Origin of the sequence: Agarivorans sp. QJM3NY_25, from assembly GCF_050870875.2 — a bacterium.
GTDB lineage: Bacteria > Pseudomonadota > Gammaproteobacteria > Enterobacterales > Celerinatantimonadaceae > Agarivorans.
This window is the reverse complement of the sequence record NZ_CP194041.2, coordinates 1726936-1751264: the sequence shown is the minus strand read 5'-3', so window position 1 is coordinate 1751264 and position 24329 is coordinate 1726936. Positions and strand designations below refer to the sequence as shown.

24 protein-coding genes and 1 pseudogene are annotated in these 24329 nt (G+C 45.4%); 20 read left to right on the top strand and 5 right to left on the bottom strand.

Annotation, left to right across the window (positions count from 1 at the left end; genetic code table 11):
• Position 1: 1 nt before the first annotated feature.
• The 3 genes from ybeY to lnt are packed head-to-tail and all read left to right on the top strand — an operon-like array spanning position 2 to position 2898.
• On the top strand, positions 2-448 hold the full coding sequence (ybeY, locus tag ACRRSW_RS08090; RefSeq protein WP_432453705.1) for an rRNA maturation RNase YbeY: 447 nt from the start codon (positions 2-4) through the stop codon (positions 446-448).
• Between the two features lie 22 nt (positions 449-470).
• Positions 471-1355 (top strand): CNNM family magnesium/cobalt transport protein CorC, encoded by an 885-nt coding sequence (gene corC, locus ACRRSW_RS08085; protein ID WP_432453706.1) that lies wholly within the window; start codon positions 471-473, stop codon positions 1353-1355.
• 1 nt (position 1356) lies between these two features.
• The gene (gene lnt / locus ACRRSW_RS08080; RefSeq protein ID WP_432453707.1) at positions 1357-2898 is read left to right on the top strand and encodes an apolipoprotein N-acyltransferase; all 1542 of its coding nucleotides are present in this window, start codon (positions 1357-1359) and stop codon (positions 2896-2898) included.
• On the opposite strand, the gene ACRRSW_RS08075 is transcribed toward lnt, so the two are convergent.
• Positions 2895-3389: a zinc ribbon-containing protein gene (locus ACRRSW_RS08075; RefSeq protein ID WP_432459059.1), complete on the bottom strand. Its 495-nt coding sequence runs from the start codon at positions 3387-3389 to the stop codon at positions 2895-2897. The genes lnt and ACRRSW_RS08075 overlap by 4 nt on opposite strands.
• Positions 3390-3714: 325 nt before the next feature.
• Here ACRRSW_RS08075 and leuS point away from each other — a divergent pair, with 325 nt between their 5' ends.
• From leuS to ACRRSW_RS07990, 17 genes and pseudogenes are all read left to right on the top strand, one after another.
• Positions 3715-6294, top strand: coding sequence for a leucine--tRNA ligase (gene leuS, locus ACRRSW_RS08070; protein WP_432459058.1), 2580 nt, complete (start codon positions 3715-3717; stop codon positions 6292-6294).
• Positions 6295-6345: 51 nt separating this feature from the next.
• Positions 6346-6840 carry an LPS assembly lipoprotein LptE gene (locus tag ACRRSW_RS08065; RefSeq protein WP_432459057.1) on the top strand — a complete coding sequence of 165 codons (495 nt, stop codon included), beginning with the start codon at positions 6346-6348 and terminating at the stop codon, positions 6838-6840.
• Between the two features lies 1 nt (position 6841).
• A complete protein-coding gene (gene holA / locus ACRRSW_RS08060; RefSeq protein WP_432459056.1) occupies positions 6842-7852 on the top strand; it encodes a DNA polymerase III subunit delta in 1011 nt (336 codons plus the stop codon).
• The gene (gene nadD / locus ACRRSW_RS08055; protein ID WP_432459055.1) at positions 7839-8486 is read left to right on the top strand and encodes a nicotinate-nucleotide adenylyltransferase; all 648 of its coding nucleotides are present in this window, start codon (positions 7839-7841) and stop codon (positions 8484-8486) included. The genes holA and nadD overlap by 14 nt, the downstream gene beginning before the upstream one ends.
• Before the next feature lie 57 nt (positions 8487-8543).
• Positions 8544-8888, top strand: a complete 345-nt coding sequence (gene rsfS, locus ACRRSW_RS08050) for a ribosome silencing factor (RefSeq protein ID WP_432453713.1) — start codon at positions 8544-8546, stop codon at positions 8886-8888.
• Positions 8885-9355 (top strand): 23S rRNA (pseudouridine(1915)-N(3))-methyltransferase RlmH, encoded by a 471-nt coding sequence (gene rlmH, locus ACRRSW_RS08045; RefSeq protein ID WP_432453714.1) that lies wholly within the window; start codon positions 8885-8887, stop codon positions 9353-9355. Before rsfS ends, rlmH begins: the two co-directional genes overlap by 4 nt.
• Positions 9356-9365: 10 nt before the next feature.
• A complete protein-coding gene (gene mrdA / locus ACRRSW_RS08040) occupies positions 9366-11231 on the top strand; it encodes a penicillin-binding protein 2 (RefSeq protein WP_432459054.1) in 1866 nt (621 codons plus the stop codon).
• Entirely contained in the window at positions 11231-12343 is a 1113-nt protein-coding gene (gene rodA / locus ACRRSW_RS08035; RefSeq protein WP_432459053.1) for a rod shape-determining protein RodA, read from the top strand. Before mrdA ends, rodA begins: the two co-directional genes overlap by 1 nt.
• Before the next feature lie 8 nt (positions 12344-12351).
• Positions 12352-13323 carry a lytic murein transglycosylase B gene (gene mltB / locus ACRRSW_RS08030; RefSeq protein WP_432459052.1) on the top strand — a complete coding sequence of 324 codons (972 nt, stop codon included), beginning with the start codon at positions 12352-12354 and terminating at the stop codon, positions 13321-13323.
• Positions 13313-14119: a septal ring lytic transglycosylase RlpA family protein gene (locus ACRRSW_RS08025; protein WP_432453718.1), complete on the top strand. Its 807-nt coding sequence runs from the start codon at positions 13313-13315 to the stop codon at positions 14117-14119. Before mltB ends, ACRRSW_RS08025 begins: the two co-directional genes overlap by 11 nt.
• A 92-nt stretch (positions 14120-14211) precedes the next feature.
• A complete protein-coding gene (locus ACRRSW_RS08020; RefSeq protein WP_432453719.1) occupies positions 14212-15387 on the top strand; it encodes a serine hydrolase in 1176 nt (391 codons plus the stop codon).
• Between the two features lie 143 nt (positions 15388-15530).
• Positions 15531-15794 (top strand): DUF493 family protein YbeD, encoded by a 264-nt coding sequence (gene ybeD, locus ACRRSW_RS08015; protein ID WP_432453720.1) that lies wholly within the window; start codon positions 15531-15533, stop codon positions 15792-15794.
• A pseudogene (gene lipB, locus ACRRSW_RS08010) lies at positions 15795-16450 on the top strand (lipoyl(octanoyl) transferase LipB).
• Positions 16447-17415 (top strand): lipoyl synthase, encoded by a 969-nt coding sequence (gene lipA, locus ACRRSW_RS08005; protein WP_432453722.1) that lies wholly within the window; start codon positions 16447-16449, stop codon positions 17413-17415. The pseudogene lipB and the gene lipA overlap by 4 nt, the downstream one beginning before the upstream one ends.
• A gap of 330 nt (positions 17416-17745) precedes the next feature.
• A complete protein-coding gene (locus tag ACRRSW_RS08000) occupies positions 17746-19446 on the top strand; it encodes a hypothetical protein (protein ID WP_432459051.1) in 1701 nt (566 codons plus the stop codon).
• Between the two features lie 19 nt (positions 19447-19465).
• Positions 19466-19936 carry a discoidin domain-containing protein gene (locus tag ACRRSW_RS07995; protein WP_432453724.1) on the top strand — a complete coding sequence of 157 codons (471 nt, stop codon included), beginning with the start codon at positions 19466-19468 and terminating at the stop codon, positions 19934-19936.
• A 222-nt stretch (positions 19937-20158) separates the two neighbouring features.
• Entirely contained in the window at positions 20159-20725 is a 567-nt protein-coding gene (locus ACRRSW_RS07990) for a discoidin domain-containing protein (protein WP_432459050.1), read from the top strand.
• A gap of 120 nt (positions 20726-20845) precedes the next feature.
• Here the strand turns inward: ACRRSW_RS07990 and ACRRSW_RS07985 are convergent, their stop codons facing one another.
• From ACRRSW_RS07985 to crl, 4 genes are all read right to left on the bottom strand, one after another.
• On the bottom strand, positions 20846-21376 hold the full coding sequence (locus tag ACRRSW_RS07985) for a SixA phosphatase family protein (RefSeq protein ID WP_432453726.1): 531 nt from the start codon (positions 21374-21376) through the stop codon (positions 20846-20848).
• Positions 21377-21430: 54 nt separating this feature from the next.
• Entirely contained in the window at positions 21431-22684 is a 1254-nt protein-coding gene (locus ACRRSW_RS07980; protein ID WP_432453727.1) for a glutamate-5-semialdehyde dehydrogenase, read from the bottom strand.
• A gap of 9 nt (positions 22685-22693) precedes the next feature.
• The gene (proB, locus tag ACRRSW_RS07975; RefSeq protein ID WP_432453728.1) at positions 22694-23803 is read right to left on the bottom strand and encodes a glutamate 5-kinase; all 1110 of its coding nucleotides are present in this window, start codon (positions 23801-23803) and stop codon (positions 22694-22696) included.
• Between the two features lie 103 nt (positions 23804-23906).
• Positions 23907-24302, bottom strand: a complete 396-nt coding sequence (gene crl / locus ACRRSW_RS07970; RefSeq protein WP_432459049.1) for a sigma factor-binding protein Crl — start codon at positions 24300-24302, stop codon at positions 23907-23909.
• Positions 24303-24329 lie beyond the last annotated feature (27 nt).

The window sequence follows — 24329 nt, the reverse complement described above, 5'->3', positions numbered from 1 at the left end:
AATGGCGATGGTTGATTTACAGATCGCCACAGGTGATAAACAAAACTTGCCTACCGTAAGCGCTTTTGAAGCTTGGCTAAATGCGACCCTAGTTGAACAAGCGCAAGATATCGAATTAACCATTCGCATCGTCGATGAAGCAGAAAGTCAGGCGCTCAATCACCAATACCGAAATAAGGATAAACCCACCAACGTATTATCCTTCCCCTTTCAGGCTCCTCCCGGAATACAATTGCCTTTATTGGGTGATTTAGTAATATGTCGACAAGTGGTTGAATACGAAGCCCAACAGCAGGGTAAAGCTGTTTTCGACCATTGGGCACACATGGTTGTACATGGTTGCCTTCATCTGCTAGGTTATGATCATATTGATGAGCAAGACGCAATAGAAATGGAAGCTTTAGAAGTTGCCGTGCTCACCAAACTGGGTATTAGCGACCCCTATTAAACAACTAGGTAAAAACAAGTATATGAGCGACGACAACCCTCACTCGAGCAACGGCTCAGCTAAAAAAGGTTGGCTAGACAAAATAGTTCAACTCATGCAAGGCGAGCCGAAGAGTAAAGAGGACTTGGTAGAAGTAATTCAAGACGCCAATCAACGCGAGCTGATCGACCAAAATACCCGCGAGATGATCGAAGGGGTGCTCGATGTATCGAGTCAACGAGTGAGAGACATTATGATCCCTCGCTCCCAGATGGTCACGTTAGACATCAGCCAAACCATCGCTGAAATTTTACCAACACTTACCGAAGCGCGACACTCGCGATTTCCGGTGATAAATGAAGACAAGGACCATATCGAAGGTATTTTGCTCGCCAAAGACCTACTCGGCTATGCGTTCAGTCAAGATGCTGCCAGCACACCACTGAGCCAAGTGATTCGCCCCGCGGTGGTGGTACCAGAAAGTAAACGCATCGATAAGTTATTAAAAGAATTCCGTAGCAAACGCTACCATATGGCCATTGTGGTGGATGAGTTTGGCGGCGTCTCTGGCCTTGTAACCATCGAGGACATTTTAGAAATCATCGTAGGCGATATTGAAGATGAATTCGCCAACGAAGAAAGTCTGCAAGATGACATTCGCCGAATTAATGACAAAACCTACTCAGTGAATGCCTTGACCGACATCGAAGATTTTAATCATTATTTTAAATCTAATTTTAGTGATGACGAAGTAGATACTATCGGCGGCTTGGTGACCCATGCCTTCGGCCATCTTCCTGGACGAGGTGAAAGTATTACCGTAGAAGGTTACCATTTCAAAATTCGCACCGCAGACCGCCGTCGCTTAGTCCAGCTACAGGTCAGCATTCCTGAAGAGAATGCCAATCAATTGAATATACAAGACTAATATGCCCTTATTGTTAAGCCCGCGGCTAAGTCTATTAGCCGCTTTAGTCAGTGGTTTAATCGCCCCTTTTGCCTTTGCTCCCTATGGTTATTGGCCACTCATGCCACTATCATTACTGGCTTTATTAGGACTACTCAAGCCCAGTCGTTCCGGTTTTAAGCTCGGTTTCTGTTATGGTTTAGGCTGGTTTGGTTACGGGGTTCACTGGGTCCATGTGAGCATGGCCGAATTTGGCGGAATGCCATTGATAGCCAGCCTCAGTTTAATGGCCTTATTAACCTGTTATTTAGCGCTTTATCCCGCCCTCGCTTGCTACTTAGCCAATCAATGGCGAGGAAAACGCCGTTGGGTATTTTACTTGGCTTGGTTTCCCGCTTGCTGGCTACTCAGCGAATGGTTAAGAAGTTGGGTTCTCACTGGTTTTCCTTGGTTACAACCTGGCTATAGCCAAATCGACTCTCCATTGGCGAGCATCGCCCCAATATTTGGCTTATACGGCGTCACTTGGTTAGTCTTGCTGTTGGCTGCTGCGAGTGCCCTGCTAATCACCATTCAAGGAAAAATGCGCTGGCTAGCCGCTGTTATAGTCGCGACTCCGCTACTTGTCGGCTGGTTATTTCAAGGCCACGCTTGGACCACCGCGCAGACACCAATTCAAGTCGCTTTAGTGCAAGGAGACGTACCATTAGACATCAAATGGTTACCCGAGAATCGTGCTGAGAGCTTGAGCATGTATCAACAACAAACCCTAAACATAGAACAAGCCGATGTGATTATTTGGCCAGAGTCGGCGATTGCAGCCATCGAATATCAAGTGATCGACTTTCTGCATGACTTAGATGGACAATTACTCCAGCGGCAACAAGCATTGATCACTGGCGTCATCGCTCATGACCTACAAAGCAATCGCTACTACAACGCGCTAATCACCCTAGGGCAGCAAACCGAGCAAGTTGCTGCCAGCGCCAGTTACTACTACGAAAACCCTAATCGTTATTATAAGAATCACTTATTACCGATCGGCGAGTTTGTTCCCTTCGAGGATTTGTTAAGACCTCTCGCGCCATATTTTAATTTGCCAATGTCTTCATTCGCCCGCGGTGAAGAAAACCAAAATAATTTACAGGTAAAAGGACATCACTGGCTTGCAGCCATTTGTTATGAGATCGCCTTTGGTGAGCTACTCAGGCCACAATTAACCGATACAACGGATGCCATTGTAACGGTGAGTAACGACGCTTGGTTTGGCCATTCCATTGGACCTCAGCAGCATTTAGAAATTGCTCGCATGCGCGCTCTCGAATTTGGCCGTCCAGTGCTACGGTCAACGAATACCGGGGTCACTGCAATTATTAATCGCTTTGGCAAGATCCAACAACGAGCGCCAGAATATCAACAGCTGACTCTCAGCGGTGCGGTCACGCCAGCTACTGGCGCGACGCCCTATCAACGCTTGGGTTTATGGCCAATCGCCTTGCTCATCCTATTCGGTTTTGCCACGGCTCTGCCCTACTGGCTAAAACGCCGCTCAGTCAAAGCTTAATCCTCCACATGGCTCATGGGGTGGCGATAGAAACGCTCCCCTTGGCATTTCGGACAAGCATCGATAATGGTGGGGTGCCATAGGGCGGTGTGCTCACCACATTGAGCACATTCAAGAACCCCCAAACCAATCAACTCTCCACGCTGGTAAATACCTTGATGTTGCAGATCACCAAGCAACTCATGCCATTCCACTTGGCTCGGGTCACTTAATTTGGCTAACCAATACCAAATACTCTGTTTAAGTATCTCCATCGACGGACTTTCCTCATAGGCGCGACGATAGTCATCCCGCCAGTCACTCAAGTCTCGTCGCACGTAGTTAGCAATCAGCTGCCATTCATCCTTACTTAAGTCACTCGCTGCATGCAAATACTCTTGAGTGGCATCAATGAGTTTAGATAACTCCTCACGACTCACTTCGCCACTTTGCTGAATACGCTGTTCTAAATCTTTAACAAAGGCCTGATAGGCTTTAATTCGTTTTGGCATACCCACCCACTCCTTAAGATTAGCTTCTTAGTTAAGCATAGCCTGTTTGCTTACCTATGAATGTGCGCTAAACACAGTTTATTCTGGAATACCAATCGACTGTAGACAGCATGCCATGGCGCTTTATCAAAAACTGACTTTCGTTTATCTTCGAGAAAATCCCTACTCATTTGTGATAAAAAACCAAGCACAACAAACCTCAACACAAAGATAAACAGGGCCTAGCTATTGTTGTCAGCAAGCGGACTCGGTATCCTATGCGGATCGAGTACGGTAGCATATGCTGCCATGTCCAAATTTTGGTTCATTCTGGAAGAATCCACAGATGCAAGAGCAATACAATCCACGTGAAATTGAAACCAAAGTGCAACAGCACTGGGAGCAAGCACAAACGTTTAAAGTCGTTGAACAGCCAGGAAAAGAAAAATTTTATTGTCTGTCGATGTTCCCCTACCCAAGTGGTCGTTTACACATGGGCCACGTGCGCAACTACACCATTGGTGATGTCGTATCACGCTACCAGCGCATGCAGGGTAAAAATGTGATGCAACCAATGGGTTGGGATGCTTTTGGTTTACCTGCCGAAAACGCTGCGATTAACAACAATACCGCACCAGCTAAATGGACTTACGAAAACATTGAGTACATGAAAACTCAGCTAAAACAGCTAGGCTTCGGTTACGACTGGGACCGCGAGCTGGCAACTTGTAAGCCAGATTACTATCGTTGGGAGCAGTGGTTTTTCACCAAGCTTTATGAGAAAGGTTTAGTTTACAAAAAAATGGCCACCGTGAATTGGGACCCGGTCGATCAAACCGTACTCGCCAATGAACAAGTGATCGACGGTCGCGGCTGGCGCTCTGGAGCTTTAGTTGAGCAAAAAGATATTCCGCAGTGGTTTATTAAGATCACCGCTTATGCGCAAGAGCTATTAGATGACTTAGACCAGCTAGATGACTGGCCAGAACAAGTTAAAACCATGCAACGAAACTGGATCGGCCGCTCCGAAGGCGTCGAAATGCAGTTTGGTTTAGAAAATAGCGACCAACAATTCTCAATTTACACGACCCGCCCTGACACCGTCATGGGGGTCACTTATGTGGGTATCGCAGCACAGCACCCACTCGCCCTAGAAGCTGCGAAAACCAACCCAGACTTAGCCGCTTTCATAGATGAATGTAAAAACAACAAAGTAGCCGAAGCCGATATGGCGACGATGGAGAAGAAAGGCATGGCCACCGGGCTAAATGCCGTTCATCCGCTAACTGGCAAGCTGGTGCCAATTTGGGTAGCTAACTTTGTATTAATGGGTTACGGCTCTGGAGCTGTCATGGCGGTTCCCGCCCACGACCAACGAGACTATGAATTTGCTCAAGCCTACGGCTTAGAAATTGTTGGTGTAATTAAACCAAGCGATGCGGCACTAGACCTATCAGAGCAAGCCTTTACCGAAAAAGGCGAGGTGTTCAACTCTGGTGAATTTGACGGCTTAGAATTTAAGGCCGCTTTTGATGCGGTAGCCGCCAAACTTGAATCGATTGGCAAAGGGAGCAAACAGGTTAACTTTCGCCTACGAGACTGGGGCGTTAGCCGACAACGCTATTGGGGTACCCCCATTCCAATGCTTAACCTTGCCAATGGTGATGTGGTTCCCGTCCCAGAAAACCAACTACCAGTTGTGCTACCAGAAGACGTAGTGATGAATGGCGTTACCTCGCCAATCAAAGCCGACCCGGAGTGGGCAAAAACTGAGTTTGAAGGGCAAGTAGCCTTCCATGAAACCGACACCTTCGATACCTTTATGGAATCCAGCTGGTATTACGCTCGTTACTGTAGCGCCAATAATCAGGATGTGATGCTCGACCCCGAGCAAGCCAACTACTGGCTACCAGTCGATCAATATATTGGCGGGATCGAACATGCCATCTTGCACTTATTATATGCTCGTTTCTTCCACAAATTATTACGCGATGCTGGTTTAGTCGAGTCAGACGAACCTTTCAAACGCTTATTAACTCAAGGAATGGTACTTGCCGATGCCTTCTACTATGAAGACGAAAAAGGCGGCAAAGTATGGGTTTCGCCTGTCGATGCAATTACCGAAAAAGACGAAAAAGGCCGAATTACTAGCGCCAAAACAGCCACTGGAAAAGTCTTGGTTTACGCTGGTATGAGCAAGATGTCGAAATCGAAAAATAACGGTATTGACCCGCAAGTGATGGTAGACAAATACGGGGCTGATACGGTTCGTTTGTTCATGATGTTTGCGGCTCCGGCAGAGCAAACACTTGAATGGCAAGATAGTGCTGTAGAAGGCTCGCTACGCTTTTTGCGTCGAATTTGGAAGTTCAGCTTTGAACATATTAACGCAGGCACAGCGGGCGCAGTCAATCTGGCAAGCCTCAGTACCCAGCAAAAAGATCTACGCCGTGAAGTACACAAAACCATTGCCAAAGTAAGTGATGACGTTGGCCGTCGTCAAACCTTTAATACAGCGATTGCTGCAATTATGGAATTGATGAACAAACTGACGAAAGCTGACCAGTCTGATGCAAATACTCGTGCGGTAACCCGCGAAGCAATCAACGCCGTGGTATTAATGCTATCGCCTATCACCCCTCATATTTGTGACCAACTTTGGACACTTTTGGGAAATCAGGGCGAGATTGATACTGCGGATTGGCCTATTGCCGACGAAGACGCCATGGTTGAAGATAGTAAACTCATCGTCATTCAAGTCAATGGCAAGCTACGAGCTAAACTCACCGTAGCCGCTGACGCGAATCAAGACACCGTTCAGGCCTTAGCCATGAGCGATGAAAATGTAAGCAAATTTGTTGATGGAAAAACTGTACGTAAAGTAATTTACGTTGCTGGTAAATTACTCAACATTGTTGCCAACTAAACCTTAGGCGGAGTCTGTTAGCAGATTCCGCCATTTTAAATACGAGCAAGTATGAATCTTAAAAACCTGCGCTATGGATTGCTAATCCTGAGTCTAAGTATACTCAGCGCTTGTGGCTTTGCCCCTCGTGGTAGCTATTTACTCGATGAAAAACTCACCCAAGTTTATTTGTCTTCTAGTGATGAATTTAGCCCCCTAATCCGTGAGCTAAAACGTCAGTTAGCACAAAACAATGTTCAGGTGATTAATTCCCCTCAAGAGGATATTCCCACTCTTCATATTGGTGGTGAAGAAATAAATAAGCGAACCTTGTCATTATTTGCCAATGGACAAGTCGCCGAATATGAGCTGAGTTACCGTGTTGCTGGCTACCTCCAGATTGCCGATGTTGGCAACTACCCACTAACGGTACAATTACACCGAGACTTCCAAGATAACCCCTTAGCCGCTTTAGCCAAGCAACGAGAGCGCGAGCTCCTATACACCGAGTTACGGGGAATGGCCGCCGACCAAATCATGCGTCAATTAGCGACGGTAAGCTGGTAGCATGCGGATCTTCGCCGATCGGCTTGTGCAGCAAGATATCGCGAGCACTCACTGTTTCTTGGTCGCGGGCGAAGAACCACTGATTAAAATCGAAGCCATCGACTATATTCGTCAGCAGCTACAGCAACACGGGCTAGCAGAAGAACGGATAAAATTCACCCAAGACACCGACTTTGAGTGGCCCAGCATTGTTGATGCTATGTCTGAATTATCACTGTTTAGTCAGTATCGGCTGATAGAGCTGCAACTCGATAAAGTTCCTGATAAATCCACACAAACTCAACTTGAGCAAGTGCTCAAATTGGTCAATCCAGAAACGCGATTATTACTCAGCCTGCCTAAACTCAGCAAAACCAGTGAAAAACAGGCTTGGTACCAACAGCTGGAAAAACACGGTTTAGTGGTGATGGTTTATACACCTGAAGGGAGCCAATTACAGGCTTGGATCCGGCAGCGCCTTCAACAACATCATTTAAACCCAAATCATGAGTTAATCGCCCTCTTGTTGCATTACTACGAGGGTAATTTACTGGCTCTGAATCAAGCAGTTGCTAATATCGCACTGCGTTGGGGACCACAACTCCCCAGCTTAAAAGAGATTGAATCAGGCTTATCACATGCCAATCACTTTTCAAGTTTTCAACTAGTAGATGCCTTACTTGCTGGGGAGTTTCAGCGCGGTTTACTGATCATCAAACAGCTCCGTCTAGAAGGCGAAGAACCCACCTTAATAAACTGGGCGCTGGATAAAGAATTTAAACTCTTAGAACGATTGCAACAACAGCCAAGCAACCACCATTCAAGTTTATTTAAACAACATGGGGTATGGAACAAGCGCCAAGGCTTAATCAGTCAGGCAGCTAAACGTTACAACGCGCAGCAAATCAATCGAGCTAGGCTACAAATTGCAGCCATCGACCAAGCGATTAAACAATTTGCTGGAGAGCAAGCTTGGCATCAATTAGAACGTTTAGTTTTCGAACTCGCGTCAGTACAACATGAGCCCGCTTAAATTATTTTTTGGCGGATCCTTTGATCCGATCCACCTTGGCCATTTACGCAGTGCCGAGCAACTACTCACGCAAACCAAGGCTTTAGATTTAACCCTACTCCCAAATGCCTTATCACCATTAAAAGCTCGCCAACATGCCTCTGCAGCCCAACGCAAGCAGCTGCTAGAGCTAGCCTTAATCAATCACCCGAAGTTACATATAGACTGGCGGGAAGTTGATCGAGGCGGCCATTCTTATACCAACGAAACCTTACAGCAATTGGCCACCGAATATCCCACTAACGCGATTGGTTTTGTCATGGGGCTAGACTCATTTAATCAACTCGATCGCTGGCATCATTGGCAAAATTTATGCGATCATGCTCATCTACTGGTCATCGCACGCCCCGGCTACCCCCTCAACATTTCTCAAGCGCTGGCCCAGTGGTTAGCCCCTAAGCACTGCCAGCAGCTACAACAACTCAATCAACAACGTGCAGGTAAGGTCTACTTTTGTGAATTAGAACCCATGGCAATTTCATCGACCCAAATTCGTCAGATGCTTTCTAAAGGGGCTAGCTTAGCGCAACTTGAAACGAAACTTTCTCCCGCCGTCGCTCATTATATTGTGCAACATAAGCTCTATGGCGCTTAACCTAGCTTGACCGAGCGTGGTATACTCACTTTTTAGTTCAAATTTGGGGTTGATTTGTTGCAAAACAAAAAACTAATCGATTTTGTGATCGATAAAATCGAAGATATGAAAGGTCGAGATATTCAAAGTCTAGACGTAAGCCAATTTTCCAGTGTGACCGATACTATGATCATCTGTAGTGGTAATTCTAAACGTCATGTGAAATCCATTGCTGATAATGTGATTGCCGAATCTAGACGCGCAGAATTTGAGGTTATCGGCTTAGAAGGTGTGGCAGAATCTGAATGGGTATTAGTTGATTTAGGCGATGTGGTATTACATATAATGCAAGACAGCGCTCGAGACTTTTATCAACTAGAAAAACTGTGGGCACCAAACCACGCAGAGTCTAAAGCTGGATGAAGATCCAACTAGTGGCGGTCGGCACCAAAATGCCCAGTTGGGTAGAAACCGCTTATCAAGAGTATGCTCGTCGCTTTCCTAAAGATATGCCGCTAGAGCTAGTCGAAGTCAATGCTGGAAAGCGCGGCAAAAATGCCGATATTAAACGCATCCTCGACAAAGAAGGGGAAGCCACCCTTGCGGTGATCCCCAAAGGCAACCGCGTGGTGACTCTGGAAGTAACGGGTAAGCCTTGGACGACCCCTCAGTTAGCACAGCAATTGGAACTCTGGAAAATGGATGGCAGAGATGTCAGCCTATTAATTGGTGGCCCCGAAGGCTTAGCGCCCAGTTGCATCGATATCGCTGAACAACGTTGGTCTCTATCGGCGCTGACGTTGCCTCATCCTATGGTAAGAGTGATCGTTGCTGAAACGCTCTATCGCGCTTGGAGCATTACCGCCAACCATCCTTACCATCGGGAATAGTTACTAAGATATGCCAAGACAACGCGTCGCAATGCGAGATCACTCGGCTGAATCACGATTATTTATTCGTCGTAGTTTGGTCTCGATTGTTGGTATTTTTCTGCTCATTTGTGTGCTTTTAGCAAACCTTTACTATCTGCAATTTGAACAGCATGAAACCTATACCACCCGCTCGGATGATAATCGAATTAAGGTTCTGCCGCTCGCCCCACCCCGAGGTTTAATTTATGACCGAAACGGGGTTCTACTGGCAGAAAATCGGCCCAACTTCAGCATAGAAATTATTCCTGAGAAGGTGAACGATCTCGAGACACTAATCCAGCAGCTCAGCCAGTTGCTAAACTTAAGCGAAACTGACGTTGAACGTTTTTACCAAACTAAACAACATACTCGTCGCTTTAAGCCGGTGGTACTAAAGTCACAGCTAAGCGAGCAACAAGTGGCGATGTTTAGTGCCCAACAACATAAATTTCCAGGCGCGAGTATCGAAGCGAGCCTAACTCGATATTATCCCTATGGCGATAGCCTGACTCATCTGCTCGGTTATGTAGCACGCATCAATGTCAAAGACTTACAGCGTTTAGAAAAAGAAAATAAACTTGCCGAATATGATGCAACTCGCACCATCGGTAAACAGGGCATTGAACGTTATTATGAAGAAATCTTACATGGAAACGTTGGCTATCAAGAAGTCGAAGTCAATAACCGGGGACGAATTATTCGCACCATGAAGATTGTCCCCCCGGTACCGGGCAAAGATCTCTACCTCAATGTCGATATTCGTCTTCAATTAAGAGCTCAAAGCCTGTTAGATGGACGCCGTGGCTCCATCATCTTACTTGATACAAAAACCAGTGGGGTACTGGCGATGATTTCTAGCCCAAGCTACGATCCCAATTTATTTGTCAACGGAATTAGCAGCAAGAACTACAACAAATTACTCAATTCAACTGACCGCCCCCTGATTAACCGCGCAACCAAAGGGGTTTACCCTCCTGCATCCACCGTCAAACCGGAGCTAGCGGTGATGGGATTGGAATTAGGCACGATTACTGAACAACAACGAATTTGGGATCCAGGTTGGTTTCAAATTCCGAATACCAAACGTCGCTTCCGCGACTGGAAGCGCTGGGGCCATGGTTGGGTCGATGTATACAAAGCTATCGAACAAAGTGTTGACACCTACTTCTACATGCTAGCCTACGAAACAGGCATCGACCAAATTCATAACTATATGAGTAAGTTTGGTTTTGGTGAATATACTGGCATCGATATCCACGAGGAAAGTCGAGGCAATATGCCGAGTCGGGAATGGAAGCGAGCCCGCTATCGCCAACCTTGGTGGCAAGGCGATACTATCTCGGTAGGGATTGGCCAAGGTTACTGGACCACAACCCCCTTACAACTCGTGCAAGCAACAAATATTTTAGTCAATCGCGGCAAGATCATCTCTCCGAGGATCTTAAAAAGTGTTGGAGACAGCCACTCGCATATTGGCCTTCCGCCACAAATTAAACCGCCAATCGACTTGAAAAACCAAAAGAATTGGCAAATAGCACTCGATGGTATGTATGGTGTAATTAACAAAAGTAACGGTACTGGGCGCCGAGCATTCAAAGGCACAGCCTATAAAGCGGCAGGGAAATCAGGAACCGCACAGGTGGTGAATATCGCCGAAGACCAAGAATATGATGCGGATAAGCTTAAAGAAAAACATCGCGACAATGCCATGTTTGTCGCCTTTGCACCTTTTGATGATCCCCAAGTTGTCACCGTTGTGGTCATCGAAAATGCCGGTGGCGGCAGTAGTAATGCCGCACCGCTCGCTCGTAGTATGTTTGATAGTTATTTTGAAACAAAAGGTAGTGTTCAATAATGGGGAACTTTAGCCAACAGCAAAACAACTCACTTTGGTGGCGGCTTCATTTAGATTGGCCACTATTACTCGGTTTACTCGCCCTCATAGGCTTAGGGCTATGTGTCCTATACAGTGCCAGTGGCCAAAGTGTTGCCATGCTGAATCGCCAATTAATTCGCCTCGCAGTAGCTGCGGTGGTGATGTTTGTGTTGGCACAAATACCCCCCGATGTTTATATGCGTTGGACCCCATTATTTTACTTCAGTGGCCTACTCATGCTACTGGCGGTATTGCTGGTTGGTGATGTTGGTAAAGGAGCGCAACGCTGGCTCGATTTAGGTGTGGTTCGCTTTCAACCTTCAGAAATCATGAAATTGGCAGTACCGTTGATGGTGGCACGCTACATTAGTCAACACTCTCTACCGCCGAGTTTAAAACACTTATTTATCGGAACTGCGCTCGCGGTAGCCCCCACCTTATTAATTGCTAAACAACCAGATTTGGGCACCTCGCTATTGGTGGCGACATCTGGCGTATTCGCTCTGTTTTTAGCAGGCATGAGTTGGCGTCTAGTCATCGCAGCCGCTGGTATAATTGCCGCCTTTATACCACTATTGTGGTTTTTCTTAATGCATGATTATCAACGCCAACGGGTATTAACCCTACTCAACCCCGAAAGTGACCCTTTAGGGGCGGGTTATCATATCATCCAATCCAAGATTGCCATCGGCTCTGGAGGTTTCTCTGGCAAAGGCTGGCTGCAAGGCACCCAATCCCAGTTAGATTTTTTACCCGAGCGACACACCGACTTTATTTTTGCCGTATACGCCGAAGAATTTGGCTTTATTGGCGTAATGTTATTACTTTGCCTATATTTTTACGTCATCGGCCGGGGACTATATATCGCAAGCCAAGCGCAAACCGCTTTTGGTCGCTTACTCGCGGGCAGTATTATTCTTACTTTCTTTGTTTACATATTTGTCAACATTGGTATGGTCAGCGGTTTACTACCTGTTGTTGGGGTTCCACTACCTTTAGTCAGCTATGGCGGTACTTCTATCGTGACTCTAATGGCTGGTTTTGGCATTCTAATGTCTGTTCATACCCATAAACGGCTTTATGCCCAATAAGGATTATTATGCGTTGGTGTTATTTGCTGCTTATTATTTGTCAATTGGGAATCAGTTCTGCCTTTGCAGCGAATCAACAGCAACGGCTAACCAGCTTAAGTCAGGAATTAAACATTCCCTTAAAAGATTTACAACAAGCCACTAAACAAGCCCAATTTCAGCAAGCGGTTATCGATGCTATCAGACGCCCTTGGGAAGCAAAACCTTGGTACCAATACCGTGATTTGTTCCTTACTAAAGAGCGTTTAGATGCTGGCCTAGCATTTTGGCAACAACATCAAAAAAGTTTAGCTAAAGCAGAGCAAGCGTTTCAAGTCCCCGCAGAAATCATCGTTGCGATCATTGGCGTGGAAACCTATTACGGTCGCCATAAAGGTACTTATTCAGTGCTCGATGCGCTGTATACGCTTGGCTTTCATTACCCCAAACGAGGCCAATTTTTCAGCAAAGAGTTTGGCTATTTTATCAAATTGGCGGAACAACAAGGCTGGGGCTTAGATGAGATTAAAGGCTCTTATGCTGGCGCCATGGGATTCGGACAATTCATTCCCTCAAGCTACTTGTATTATGGGGTCGACTTCGACCAAGACGGGCGTATCGACATGCTCAACAATCCCATCGATGCAATTGGCAGCGTCGCTAATTACTTTAGCCAACATCACTGGAAAATTAACCAACCCGTGGTCCATCCCGCGACAGCGAGTGCAGCCCAAGCCAAACCGTGGTTAAGTGAAGAATTAAAATTAATACATACTTGGCAACAACTCTCCCAAGCTGGCATTGCTAGTGACGACGACTTAAGCGCAGATAAAATGGTTAAGTTGCTACAATTAGAAGAAACTAATGGTTATAGCTATTGGCTCGCGGAACACAATTTTTATGTCATCACTCGTTATAACCGTAGTCCCCTCTATGCCATGGCGGTCTATCAATTTAGCCAACAACTCAAACAAGCAAAGGCGCAACTTGATGCGAATTAATCACACGATGATTAAGCTTTGCTTAAGCCTTGGTCTATTGAGCCTTCTTACGGCTTGTAGCTCATCTCCAAGCGACCAACGTTATGGGATCAGTCAAGATAAGGCCCCAGATAAGGCACCTGAGCTTGCCCACTTGGAAAACCCTGTGCCGCGGTTTGAGCCTTATAGCCGCCAAGGTAATCGAGACTATCGAGTACGTGGGAAAAACTATCAGGTTTGGCAGGATATTGAACAATATGAAGACACCGGTCTAGCATCTTGGTATGGTAAAAAATTTCATGGGCACCTCACCTCTAATGGTGAAATTTACGATATGTACAGTCTTTCCGCTGCCCACAAAAATCTTCCTCTACCAAGCTACGTGGAAGTCACCAACTTAAGCAACCAGCGCTCGGTAATTGTCCGGGTCAATGACCGTGGCCCCTTTTATGAACAGCGAATGATCGATCTCTCCTACGCAGCAGCCTACAAACTAGACATGCTCAAGGCGGGTACCGCCAAGGTAAAAATCAAGTTGCTTCGCTTCGATGATCAAAAAACCAGCCCCGAACCACAAAGCAGCCATCAAGCTCTGTATTTTATCCAACTATTGGCCAGTAAAAACAAACAACAAATCGAACAACATCAACGTCAACTCGACGGCCAAGGTGTAAGCACACAATTAATTTCTGAAAATGGTTGGCAAAAACTTAGAGCTGGACCTTACCAGGATGTCCTCAGCGCCGAGAAAAATTTAGCCCAAATTAAGCAAGGCCAATATAAAGACGCCTATATTATTCATCTAAAAGCAAACTAGTGGATTTAGCGTAGGAACTTACCAACAAGGCTTAAGTTTTGTTATAGTGATGTCCTTCCAAGTTTATTGACTAACAAGCCAAAGAGCCCAACATGATTAAAAATGTATTTCAGCGTGTTAGCTGCGCTTCCGCGCTTCTGATTGTCAGCAATGTGAGCCTTGCCGATGCTGCGCCACAAGTCATTCCAAATGCCCCTATCATTGCGGCAAAAGCTTATTATTTAGTCGACTTTGACTCAGGCACTGTACTCGCTGCCGAAAATGAGGAAAAAAGCCTCGCCCCAGCGAGCCTCACGAAAATAATGACCAGTTACATTATTGGTAAAGAAATAAAATCTGGAAAACTCGATCCGGATGGCATGGTAACCATCAGCGAAAAAGCTTGGTCAAAAAACTTCCCCGACTCTTCCAAAATGTTTATTGAAGTCGGCAAACAAGTTAAAGTCTCAGACCTCAATAAAGGCATTATTATCCAATCTGGAAACGATGCTTGTGTGGCAATGGCCGAGCATATTGCAGGTAGTGAAGACTCTTTCGCCAGCCTGATGAATTCTTGGGCCGCTCACCTAGGCATGGTAAATACTCACTACGTCAACAGCCATGGCCTAGATAACACCGAGCAATACTCTACCGCAAAAGATATTGCGATCCTTGCCAGCGCGGTAATCCGTGATACGCCGGATGAGTATGCAATTTATAAAGAAAAATCTTTTACCTACAACGGCATTACCCAACATAACCGCAATACCCTCCTCTGGGACAAGAGTATTAACGTTGATGGTATGAAAACTGGCCATACTTCGCACGCAGGCTATAGCTTAGTCTCTTCAGCGACCAATAACGGCATGCGCTTAGTCTCGGTTGTAATGGGAACTAATTCAGCAAAAGCCAGAGCCGCCGAAAGTAAAAAGTTACTCAATTGGGGATTCCGCTTCTTCGAAACGGTCAAACCTTACCAAGCGGGTGATAGTTTTGTAGAACAAACCGTATGGATGGCAGACCAAGACAGTGTTTCTTTGGGGGTTGACCAAAATATAGCATTAACGCTACCACGGGGTCAGGCGAGTAAACTACAAGCAAGTTTTGAACTAAAAGAAGAACTCAAAGCACCCTTAACAAAAGGGCAAAAAGTTGGGTCTGTATTTTTCCAAGTCGATGGTAAAGATGTCGCCGAATACCCCTTAGTGGTATTGCAAGACGTAGAACAGGGCGGTCTGTTTAAACGCCTAGTTGACTACATCAAACTATTTTTTGCTTCACTATTTTAATCATACAAGCGAAGGACTAGCTTGATAGAAGATAAAGCGATACGGAAATTTTAGGCAAACATCACAAAAACGCGTTAGAATAACGCGTTTTTATTTTAAGTTCGCTTCTTGAAAGCATCTAGAACGGTATCCTTAGGTCAGTTATGCAAACCAAATTTGATGAATATCTTGATTTTCCCTGCGATTTTACCTTTAAAATCATGGGAGTGAATAGCCACACATTAGAAGATGAAGTGCTTAGTGTGATTCAGAACTTAGCGCCTGGTGACTATAGCCCGCGAACTCGTCCAAGTAGCAAGGGAAACTACAAATCCATTACCTTAGTGGTAAAAGTCACGAGTAAGTTTCATATTGAAAGCCTTTACACCGAAATTGGTGCCATAGAAGACGTTCGACACGTATTATAAATGTCCAATCAGCAAATATTACAGGTTCGCCATTTAGGCCAGCAGGATTACCAAACGGTTTTCCAAGCCATGAAAGATTTCACCGAGCAACGTACTGAAGACTCGCTTGATCAGCTGTGGCTGGTAGAGCATGAGCCAGTGTTTACTCAAGGCCAAACCGGAAAACCCGAACACCTTTTAGCAAAGAGTGACATTCCAGTCATTCAAGCGGATCGCGGTGGACAAGTGACCTACCATGGGCCGGGTCAATTAGTTGCTTACCCCTTGCTGAATATTCGTCGTCGTAAACTTGGTGTACGCCAATTAGTTACCGCGATAGAACAAAGTATCATCGAAACCTTGGCTAGTTATCAAATCGAAGCTTATGCCAAGAAAGAGGCCCTGGGGTCTATGTTCAACAGAAAAAAATCGCGTCTTTGGGTCTGCGGATCCGTCGAGGTTGTTCATTTCATGGCCTAGCGCTGAATGTAAATATGGATTTAAGTCCATTTTTACTGATTAACCCCTGCGGTTACGCTGGATTGGAGATGACCCAGATTGCCGATTTTCAACACTCAGCCAGTGTCGAGCAAGTGGCTGAGAAAATCACCGAGATTTTGGCACAACAACTTGGCTATAGCCAAATAGAATATCAACGAGGACAGCTCCCATTATGAGTGCAAAAAAAGTGCGATTGGAAGCCGGAGTAAAACTTCGTGATGCCGACAAAATGGCATTTATTCCGGTAAAAGTGATCCCTTCAGAGAAGGAAACCATGTTACGCAAGCCGGACTGGATGCGTATTAAATTGCCTTCAGATAGTACCCGAATCAATGAAATTAAAAGTGCAATGCGCAAGCATGACTTGCACTCGGTATGTGAAGAGGCTTCCTGTCCTAACCTAGCCGAATGCTTTAACCATGGCACGGCTACGTTCATGATCATGGGTGACATCTGTACTCGTCGCTGTCCCTTCTGCGATGTTGGTCATGGAAAACCACTGGCTTTAGATCAAGAAGAACCAGTAAAATTAGCTGCGACCATCGCCGATATGAAACTTCGCTATGTGGTGATTACTTCAGTTGATCGCGACGACTTACGGGATGGCGGCGCGGGCCACTTTGCCGAATGTGTGAAAGAAATTCGCAGCCGTAGTCCAAAGATTCAGATTGAAACTCTAGTCCCTGATTTTAAAGGCCGTATGGATAAGGCTCTAGAAATTTTAGATGGCAATCCCCCGGATGTGTTTAACCACAATCTAGAAACGGCGCCAGGCCTATATAAACAGGTTCGCCCTGGCTCAGATTATCAGTGGTCATTAACCTTGCTAAAACGCTTTAAAGAGCTTCATCCGAATATCCCCACCAAATCCGGGTTAATGATGGGTTTGGGTGAAACCAATGAAGAAATTCTGCAAGTAATGCAAGATTTACGTGACCATGGCGTCACCATGCTCACACTGGGACAATACTTGCAACCAAGTCGACATCACTTGCCCGTAGCCCGCTATGTGCCACCAGAAGAGTTTGACGAGCTTCGCAAACAAGCTGAAGCGATGGGCTTTACTCATGCGGCCTGTGGTCCTCTGGTACGTTCTAGCTACCATGCTGACCTACAAGCGAAAGGCATCGAAGTTAAATAGTCACCACTAGATTCCCCCGGAGAGTCATACTCTCCGGATCCCACATGCTTGCAACCTCAAATATCTACCCTAGCTCGCGCTGCCACATTTAACCGCAAGCTCCGACCCCTTCCCCAAAATGCTCGGTAATCTTAGCTTGGTAAATCCCGTTCATTCAAGGGCAGTTTAAACCGACAAAACCATCAAATAGATAATCGATATATTTCATTCACTAACACGATTGTGATCAATGGTTGAAATAACGGTTCAATTAATTTAAATAAATTGACAAAAAATTGAATGCGTTATTAATCTAGGAACAACTCATGACTTGGTAATTAAACCGCGAATATGCGAACGCTCACCGTTTTATCGCTTTTACTACCTCTTATTGCGCAAGCTGGTACTCAATATAACAATCAAGATGCACGCCGTTTAGAGGCGGTGAAGAGCTATGTGAATAACGTATTAACCGAAGCAAGAAGTCATTCAAATCGCAGTCCACTGCTCGCCGATGGCGTGAACACCATCACTCGAAAACCAGTCGAATGGATCTACCCAGATAAACACCGTGTGACTATTTCAAACTTTGCGAGCCAACAAAACTTCATGCGAACTTTAAATGGTCTCAGCGTAGTGACTGGCGATGATAAGTACCACCAAGCCGCAGAAAAAACTGCGCGATATTTTCTAGAAAATTATAGTCATGAAAATGGATTATTCTTTTGGGGAGGTCATCGTTTTATTAATCTGGATAGCTTGGAATTAGAAGGCCCTCAGAATAAAAACCAAGTTCATGAATTAAAAAATCACTTTCCTTATTATAGTTTTCTGCATCAAGTGGATGCGAAGGCAACTGAGAAATATATAAAAGCTTTTTGGAACGCTCACCTAGATAATTGGAAGAGGATGGATATGGGGCGTCATGGTCGATATTCAAAATCTTATAATGATAAAGTTTTTCAACGCAAGCTATCCGATGATATTGTCGAACCATCAAAACTGCCCGAGTTACCTCTCAGTAAAGGTCTAAGCTTTATCAATGCCGGCTCAGACCTTATCTACGCGGCCTATAAACTGACAGAGTTAGCCGAACCGAAGATTGCTGAAGGTGCCAATCACTGGGCTAAATTTTTACTAAAACAATATGAACTCGCCAGTAACCCAAAAACTGGAGCCCCTGTTTATCAATTTACATCACCGCGCCAACGAGAATCATCTCCCCCATCCGATAATGACACCAATTCTAAATATGGTGACCGTGCCCAACGCCAATTTGGTCCAGAATATGGTGCGATAGCCAAAGAAGGCAATGTCCTGTTCAAAGGCAATGCTAATTCGATAGCCATCAGCAGTGCCTTGGTCAAGCTTTACATTGCCGAAATACATCAAGACAGCGAAATCTTAAGCTGGGCGGTGAAAGACCTAAAAGGTTTTTATCGAGTGGCTTACGATGCCGAAAGAGGCCAATTTAAAGCGGTATTCAATGATGGTACTGATATCATGGGGATCCCATTAGTACGCGACGGTTACTACGGAAAAAAAGGCCGCATATTTCAAGCTCAAGTCATCGACAGTGAAAAGTATTTATTTCCCTTATTAAAGGCTTATCGTTTATCTGGCGACCAAGCGTTATGGGCCCTAGCACGCAACATGACAAAACATCTTGGATGGGGAGATATTGGCGAACCAAAAACAAAACCGAGCCAATTAAACTTAAACCTTAATAATCAAGATCCTAGCGGTATTTTCAGTGCCCTCGAAATGTACAAGATATCCTCTGACCAGCAATATCTCGAATTGGCGCGAGCAATTGGCAACAACATTCTTAAACATCGCTTTATTCGTGGATACTTCCTAAATCATCACGCTTTGCTTAATGCCAGAATTGATGCACTAGAGCCGCTAGCGTTAGTGGCCTTAGATGCAACTTTAAAAGGACAACCGCAGCAAATCCCAGAGTTTATTTCTGAGGGTGGTTATATTCACGGAGAATATTTAGGAAAATCTAGCACTTACGATAAACGTGAGATTTACAATAAAAAAATATAACTAACATATGGAGATCGAAATGAAAAAAACATTTTTACTAATTAGTGCCCTACTATGCTCAAGCTCAGCCTTTGCTAATCTAGAAATTGTCGATGTGAAGGCCAATAGCCACGATAAAGCCCACGTTGCGAAAAACGTACTTGATTCCAGCAAAAAAACTCGCTGGGCAAATAAAGGCGAATCGTGGATCCAATTTGAATTCGCAGGTGAGCAAAAACTCTCAAAGCTAGACCTATCAGTCTTCAAAGGAGATGAACGAAAAGCCAGTTTTAACTTAGAAGTATCAAGCGATGGTCAAAACTGGCAGAAAGTTTTTGAAGCGGTAAGTAGCGGAACCACCCGAGATTACGAACGCTATAATTTCGCACCAGTGACGGCTAAATTTGCACGGATCAATGGTTTTGGTACCGATGTATCCCAGAGCTGGACCGCCTTTTATGATATCCGTTTCCAATCCGATGATTCAGCTGCTGTTGAGTTTACAAAATAGTCTAAACGCTTAACCGTAAGGCCTGCGCCAAATCTTAACTTGGCGCAGGCTTCAGCAGCTTTCATACGCAACACTGAGACCAGTATCATTAAGAATGAAGCCAAACATCGGCCTCACTTGAGCGCCTTGTCGCTCCTTTGATAAACAAATCATAATAAAAATAGGCTTAATCAAACCAGCCTAAACAAATATTTGCAAGGTAATACAGCGCAGGAGAGAACATTGTTTAATGTTGACCCTTTATCGAGTCAACTTGAACAAAAATCGTACCCGGCCTTGAAAAATGTACTTATTATTTGGAATAAAGGAATGAAGAAAATAGTCAATGTGATGGTTTTAGGCGCCTTGCTGGCATTCTCTGGTTCAAGCCTTGCAAATTACTATGTGGTGAAGGTGACTGCGAATAGTCATGACCAAAATCATATCGCAACTAATGTTATCGACGGAAACAACAAAACCCGCTGGGCAAACAAAGGCGAATCATGGATAGATTTTGAATTCAACGTTCCTCAGGAGATAAACTCTGTAGATGTCATGATTTATAAGGGGAATGAACGTAAACAAAAATTTGCTTTGGAAACCTCCATGGATGGTAAAAAATGGCGACGTATCTTTAAAACCTGGACCAGTGGTAAGGTCAAAGATTTTGAACGTTATAATTTTACGCCCATTACTGCCAAATATGCTCGAATTATAGGCTTTGGAACAAACGTAGCCAGAACTTGGACGGCCTTTAGTGAAATTAGCTTCCATTCGGACTACAAGGTTGCAGCTCTATTTGAGAAATAAGCGAATTGATCACATCTAGGGATAAGTCAGGCGCTGTTTATCCCTGTGCTCATTGCACGCTTGTTTCAAACCCCTCAGCTCATCGCCTATAAATACAAATCAATTCGTTGGTATAAGGGTTCAAGGCTTTGCCGCGAGCCGACGTTTGGGGGTATCAAACAGCACCAGGTTAGCACTACCTTCTGTCAATTCGGACCAAGCGCTGACATTACACTCTAGGATAGCAAGACTCGCCGTCGGAAATTTAGGCAACTGTTGCGCCGTTAGGTATTCCAGCAACTGTTCCAAAGCCGGATTATGCCCAATCAGCGCAACATGATGGTAACGATCGGCGAAAGCTTGGATATGTAACAGTAGATCCGCCCAGCGACTGGTATATAAACTTGCCTCAATTGTGACATGCAGGTCGATTTCGATATACCGGTCACAGTGCAACTGACGTTGGGTTAACCAATATTCACAGCTTTGTTGAGCGCGGATCGCTGGTGAGCATTGCAGCAATTCAAGTCGAGCAAATGGCAACGCATAGTCACATGCCATCAATGCCGCAGCGGCTCTTCCTCGAGCACTCAAGGGACGTTCCCGATCGTTTATCCAAGGCTGTTGCCAACTCGATTTGGCATGACGAATTAACCATAAGTGACGCGCCATGAACTTCCCTTGAATAAATAAGCTAGCCCTCAGACTAGCTTCAATTGCTCATATTTAAGGCCGGACCAACATATCGCCAATCCCGACCCACTTGTAGCTGGTCAGTTCTTCCAAGCCCATCGGACCACGGGCATGTAGTTTCTGGGTGGATACCGCAACTTCAGCACCTAAACCAAACTGAGCACCATCGGTGAATCGCGTCGAAGCATTCACATACACCGCCGCCGAACCCGCAGCATTCACAAACCGTTCTACCGACTGCAGATTGTTCGATAAAATAGCATCTGAATGACTCGCGTTGTGCTTTCGCATATGGGCGATAGCTTCATCCACATTGGCGACCACCTTCACGCCCAAGGTATAACTCAGCCATTCGGTGTCAAAATCACCCGCCTTGGCTAACTGTAAATCCTTGGCCGCAGCCAATCCGCTCATGGCATTGTCGGTGGCCACTAATTTCACCGAAGATTGGTTCATACACTCGGCTAATTGCGGCAATAACTCCGCGGCAATATTCTGATCCACCAATAAGGAATCTAAAGCATTACATGCTGATGGGCGCTGTACTTTGGCGTTTTCAATCACCTTGATCGCCGCAGCCAAGTCTACGCTGTTATCCACGTAAATATGACTAATACCAAAACCACCAATAATCACTGGGATCGTACTATTCTCTTGGCACATTTTATGAAGCCCTGCGCCACCTCGCGGAATAATCATGTCAACATATTCATCTAAACGAAGCAATTCGGCGACTAATTCACGGTCTGGCTGTTCAATATATTGTACCGCAGCAGCAGGTAAGCCACTTTGTTGCAAGGCCGATTGGATCACTGCAACCAAGGCCATATTCGAGTGAAAAGTTTCTTTACCACCGCGTAAAATACTGGCGTTCCCCGTTTTTAAACATAAGGCGGCAATATCGATGGTCACATTAGGCCGAGCTTCATAAATCACCCCTACCACACCCAGTGGCACCCGGCGACGAGATAAACGTAAACCATTTTCTAGAACCCGGCAGTCCATCTCGCTACCCACCGGATCATTTAAAGAAATCACATTTCGAACATCATTGGCGATCCCAGCTAACCGTTCGCTATTTAACATTAAGCGATCCAGTAGAGCCTCAGACAAGCCTGCTTGACGAGCGGCCTCTAGGTCTACATTGTTGGCGGCTAAAATGCTGGCTTGCTGCGCTTCGAGTTGGCTGGCAATAGCAGCCAGAGCCTGATTTTTTTGACGAGTCGTTAATGTCGCCAGTTCAAAGCTCGCTTGTTTAGCTCGCTGGCCTAATTGCTGTAAACTCATTTATTCATCCTATTTCAGTACTAGGTCGTCACGGTGAACCGCCACCGACCCATAACCATAACCCAGAGTCTTATCGATTTGCTCTGAATGTAAGCCTTTTATTTGTTGCATATCTTTTGCCTGATAACGACAGATACCACGCGCGATCTCTAAACCGTCTGTATTCACCAAACTTATCACATCGCCCCGGTTAAACTCGCCTTTAACGATTATAATGCCTTTAGGTAATAGACTAGATCCTCGCTCGACAACGGCTTTACATGCCCCTCCATCGAGCACTAACTCACCATGGGGCGGCGGTCCAGCCAAGATCCACTGTTTGCGATGCTCCAGGGGCGTTGATATTGCCAAGAATCGGGTGCCAACACTCTCCCCTTTACTCATCCGGGTGATCACATTTTCACTATGCCCGGCAGCAATCACCACTTCAATGCCTGCACGACCAGCAATTTCCGCCGCTTGTAACTTAGTCGTCATACCACCAGTGCCCAAACCACTGATGCTATCGCCAGCGAGGGCGCGAATTGAAGCATCAATTTCGTGGACTTCTTCGATCAATTTTGCCTGAGGATTATTACGAGGGTCTGCAGTAAATAAACCGGGTTGATCCGTCAACAGCAGCAATTTATTGGCTTCGCCGAGGATTGCCGCCAAGGCCGAGAGGTTATCGTTATCACCGACCTTGATTTCGGCTGTGGCAACCGCATCATTTTCATTAATAATGGGCACAATACCATGCGCTAATAAAGCCTTCAGCATATCCTTCGCATTGAGAAAGCGCTCCCGATCTTCTAAATCGGCACGTGTTAGCAGCATTTGTCCGACATGCAGGCCGTAAATACTGAATAAACTTTCCCACACTTGAATCAGACGGGTCTGACCAACTGCCGCTAACATTTGTTTATTGGCGATAGTTGGTGCGATATTAGAATGGGTCAACGATAGATGCTCGCGTCCTGCGGCTATCGCACCGGAGGTGACAACGATAAGCTGATGACCAGCCTTGCGTAACAGGGAAAACTGACGAACCAGCTCTATCATATGGGCTCGATCGAGTTTAGCAGTGCCACCAGTAAGCACACTGGTCCCCAACTTAACAACAATAGTTTGCTTCGACATGGTAATTAATGATCCCAACTCGGGTAAAACGCAAAGCTTGTATTCTACCTGATAAAAACCTGACGCACAGACTCTGTGCGCCAATTTTATATAACTTTCTCGTTTAAGCTGCCGGGAGAGTCAAGTTCGGGGATAAGGAAGGAGCAGCACTCAGGGTGATACTAAATTTGTCCAGTTGGGTAACTAATTTTTGGTAGAAAACGTCTAAAGACTGTTGCACCTCTTGCAGATTTTTTTGCGGGATCGACATTTTTTGCCATTCACCTTGTTTGTCGTAGAGACCATACCAATAATGATATTCAAAGCCACTATCAACCAGCCGCAACTCCAGCCACCAACCAAAAAACTCTCGTTCTTCAGCTGCTGGCTTAGCGCTAACACATGAGGCTAGGCAATCAAAAAAATACTGTTCCTTTACGCTATGTTCCTTCCGATAATAAGGACCCATAGCCGTAAATGTTGAGCTTAACTTTCCATGGCTTGGCCAAGTCACTTCCATGCGCTTAATCTCTCCATAGTGATTATT

What these genes read in the sequence shown, in the direction of transcription:
- proB (WP_432453728.1), bottom strand. Translation starts at nt 23,803, where the DNA reads ATGTCGAAGCAAACTATTGTTGTTAAGTTGGGGACCAGTGTGCTTACT.
- ACRRSW_RS08025 (WP_432453718.1), top strand. Translation starts at nt 13,313, where the DNA reads ATGCGAATTAATCACACGATGATTAAGCTTTGCTTAAGCCTTGGTCTA.
- ACRRSW_RS08065 (WP_432459057.1), top strand. Translation starts at nt 6,346, where the DNA reads ATGAATCTTAAAAACCTGCGCTATGGATTGCTAATCCTGAGTCTAAGT.
- holA (WP_432459056.1), top strand. Translation starts at nt 6,842, where the DNA reads ATGCGGATCTTCGCCGATCGGCTTGTGCAGCAAGATATCGCGAGCACT.
- mltB (WP_432459052.1), top strand. Translation starts at nt 12,352, where the DNA reads ATGCGTTGGTGTTATTTGCTGCTTATTATTTGTCAATTGGGAATCAGT.
- rlmH (WP_432453714.1), top strand. Translation starts at nt 8,885, where the DNA reads ATGAAGATCCAACTAGTGGCGGTCGGCACCAAAATGCCCAGTTGGGTA.
- lipA (WP_432453722.1), top strand. Translation starts at nt 16,447, where the DNA reads ATGAGTGCAAAAAAAGTGCGATTGGAAGCCGGAGTAAAACTTCGTGAT.
- nadD (WP_432459055.1), top strand. Translation starts at nt 7,839, where the DNA reads ATGAGCCCGCTTAAATTATTTTTTGGCGGATCCTTTGATCCGATCCAC.
- ACRRSW_RS08020 (WP_432453719.1), top strand. Translation starts at nt 14,212, where the DNA reads ATGATTAAAAATGTATTTCAGCGTGTTAGCTGCGCTTCCGCGCTTCTG.
- corC (WP_432453706.1), top strand. Translation starts at nt 471, where the DNA reads ATGAGCGACGACAACCCTCACTCGAGCAACGGCTCAGCTAAAAAAGGT.
- ACRRSW_RS07980 (WP_432453727.1), bottom strand. Translation starts at nt 22,684, where the DNA reads ATGAGTTTACAGCAATTAGGCCAGCGAGCTAAACAAGCGAGCTTTGAA.
- ACRRSW_RS08075 (WP_432459059.1), bottom strand. Translation starts at nt 3,389, where the DNA reads ATGCCAAAACGAATTAAAGCCTATCAGGCCTTTGTTAAAGATTTAGAA.
- rodA (WP_432459053.1), top strand. Translation starts at nt 11,231, where the DNA reads ATGGGGAACTTTAGCCAACAGCAAAACAACTCACTTTGGTGGCGGCTT.
- lnt (WP_432453707.1), top strand. Translation starts at nt 1,357, where the DNA reads ATGCCCTTATTGTTAAGCCCGCGGCTAAGTCTATTAGCCGCTTTAGTC.
- ybeY (WP_432453705.1), top strand. Translation starts at nt 2, where the DNA reads ATGGCGATGGTTGATTTACAGATCGCCACAGGTGATAAACAAAACTTG.
- ACRRSW_RS08000 (WP_432459051.1), top strand. Translation starts at nt 17,746, where the DNA reads ATGCGAACGCTCACCGTTTTATCGCTTTTACTACCTCTTATTGCGCAA.
- mrdA (WP_432459054.1), top strand. Translation starts at nt 9,366, where the DNA reads ATGCCAAGACAACGCGTCGCAATGCGAGATCACTCGGCTGAATCACGA.
- ACRRSW_RS07995 (WP_432453724.1), top strand. Translation starts at nt 19,466, where the DNA reads ATGAAAAAAACATTTTTACTAATTAGTGCCCTACTATGCTCAAGCTCA.
- leuS (WP_432459058.1), top strand. Translation starts at nt 3,715, where the DNA reads ATGCAAGAGCAATACAATCCACGTGAAATTGAAACCAAAGTGCAACAG.
- ACRRSW_RS07985 (WP_432453726.1), bottom strand. Translation starts at nt 21,376, where the DNA reads ATGGCGCGTCACTTATGGTTAATTCGTCATGCCAAATCGAGTTGGCAA.
- crl (WP_432459049.1), bottom strand. Translation starts at nt 24,302, where the DNA reads ATGGAAGTGACTTGGCCAAGCCATGGAAAGTTAAGCTCAACATTTACG.
- ybeD (WP_432453720.1), top strand. Translation starts at nt 15,531, where the DNA reads ATGCAAACCAAATTTGATGAATATCTTGATTTTCCCTGCGATTTTACC.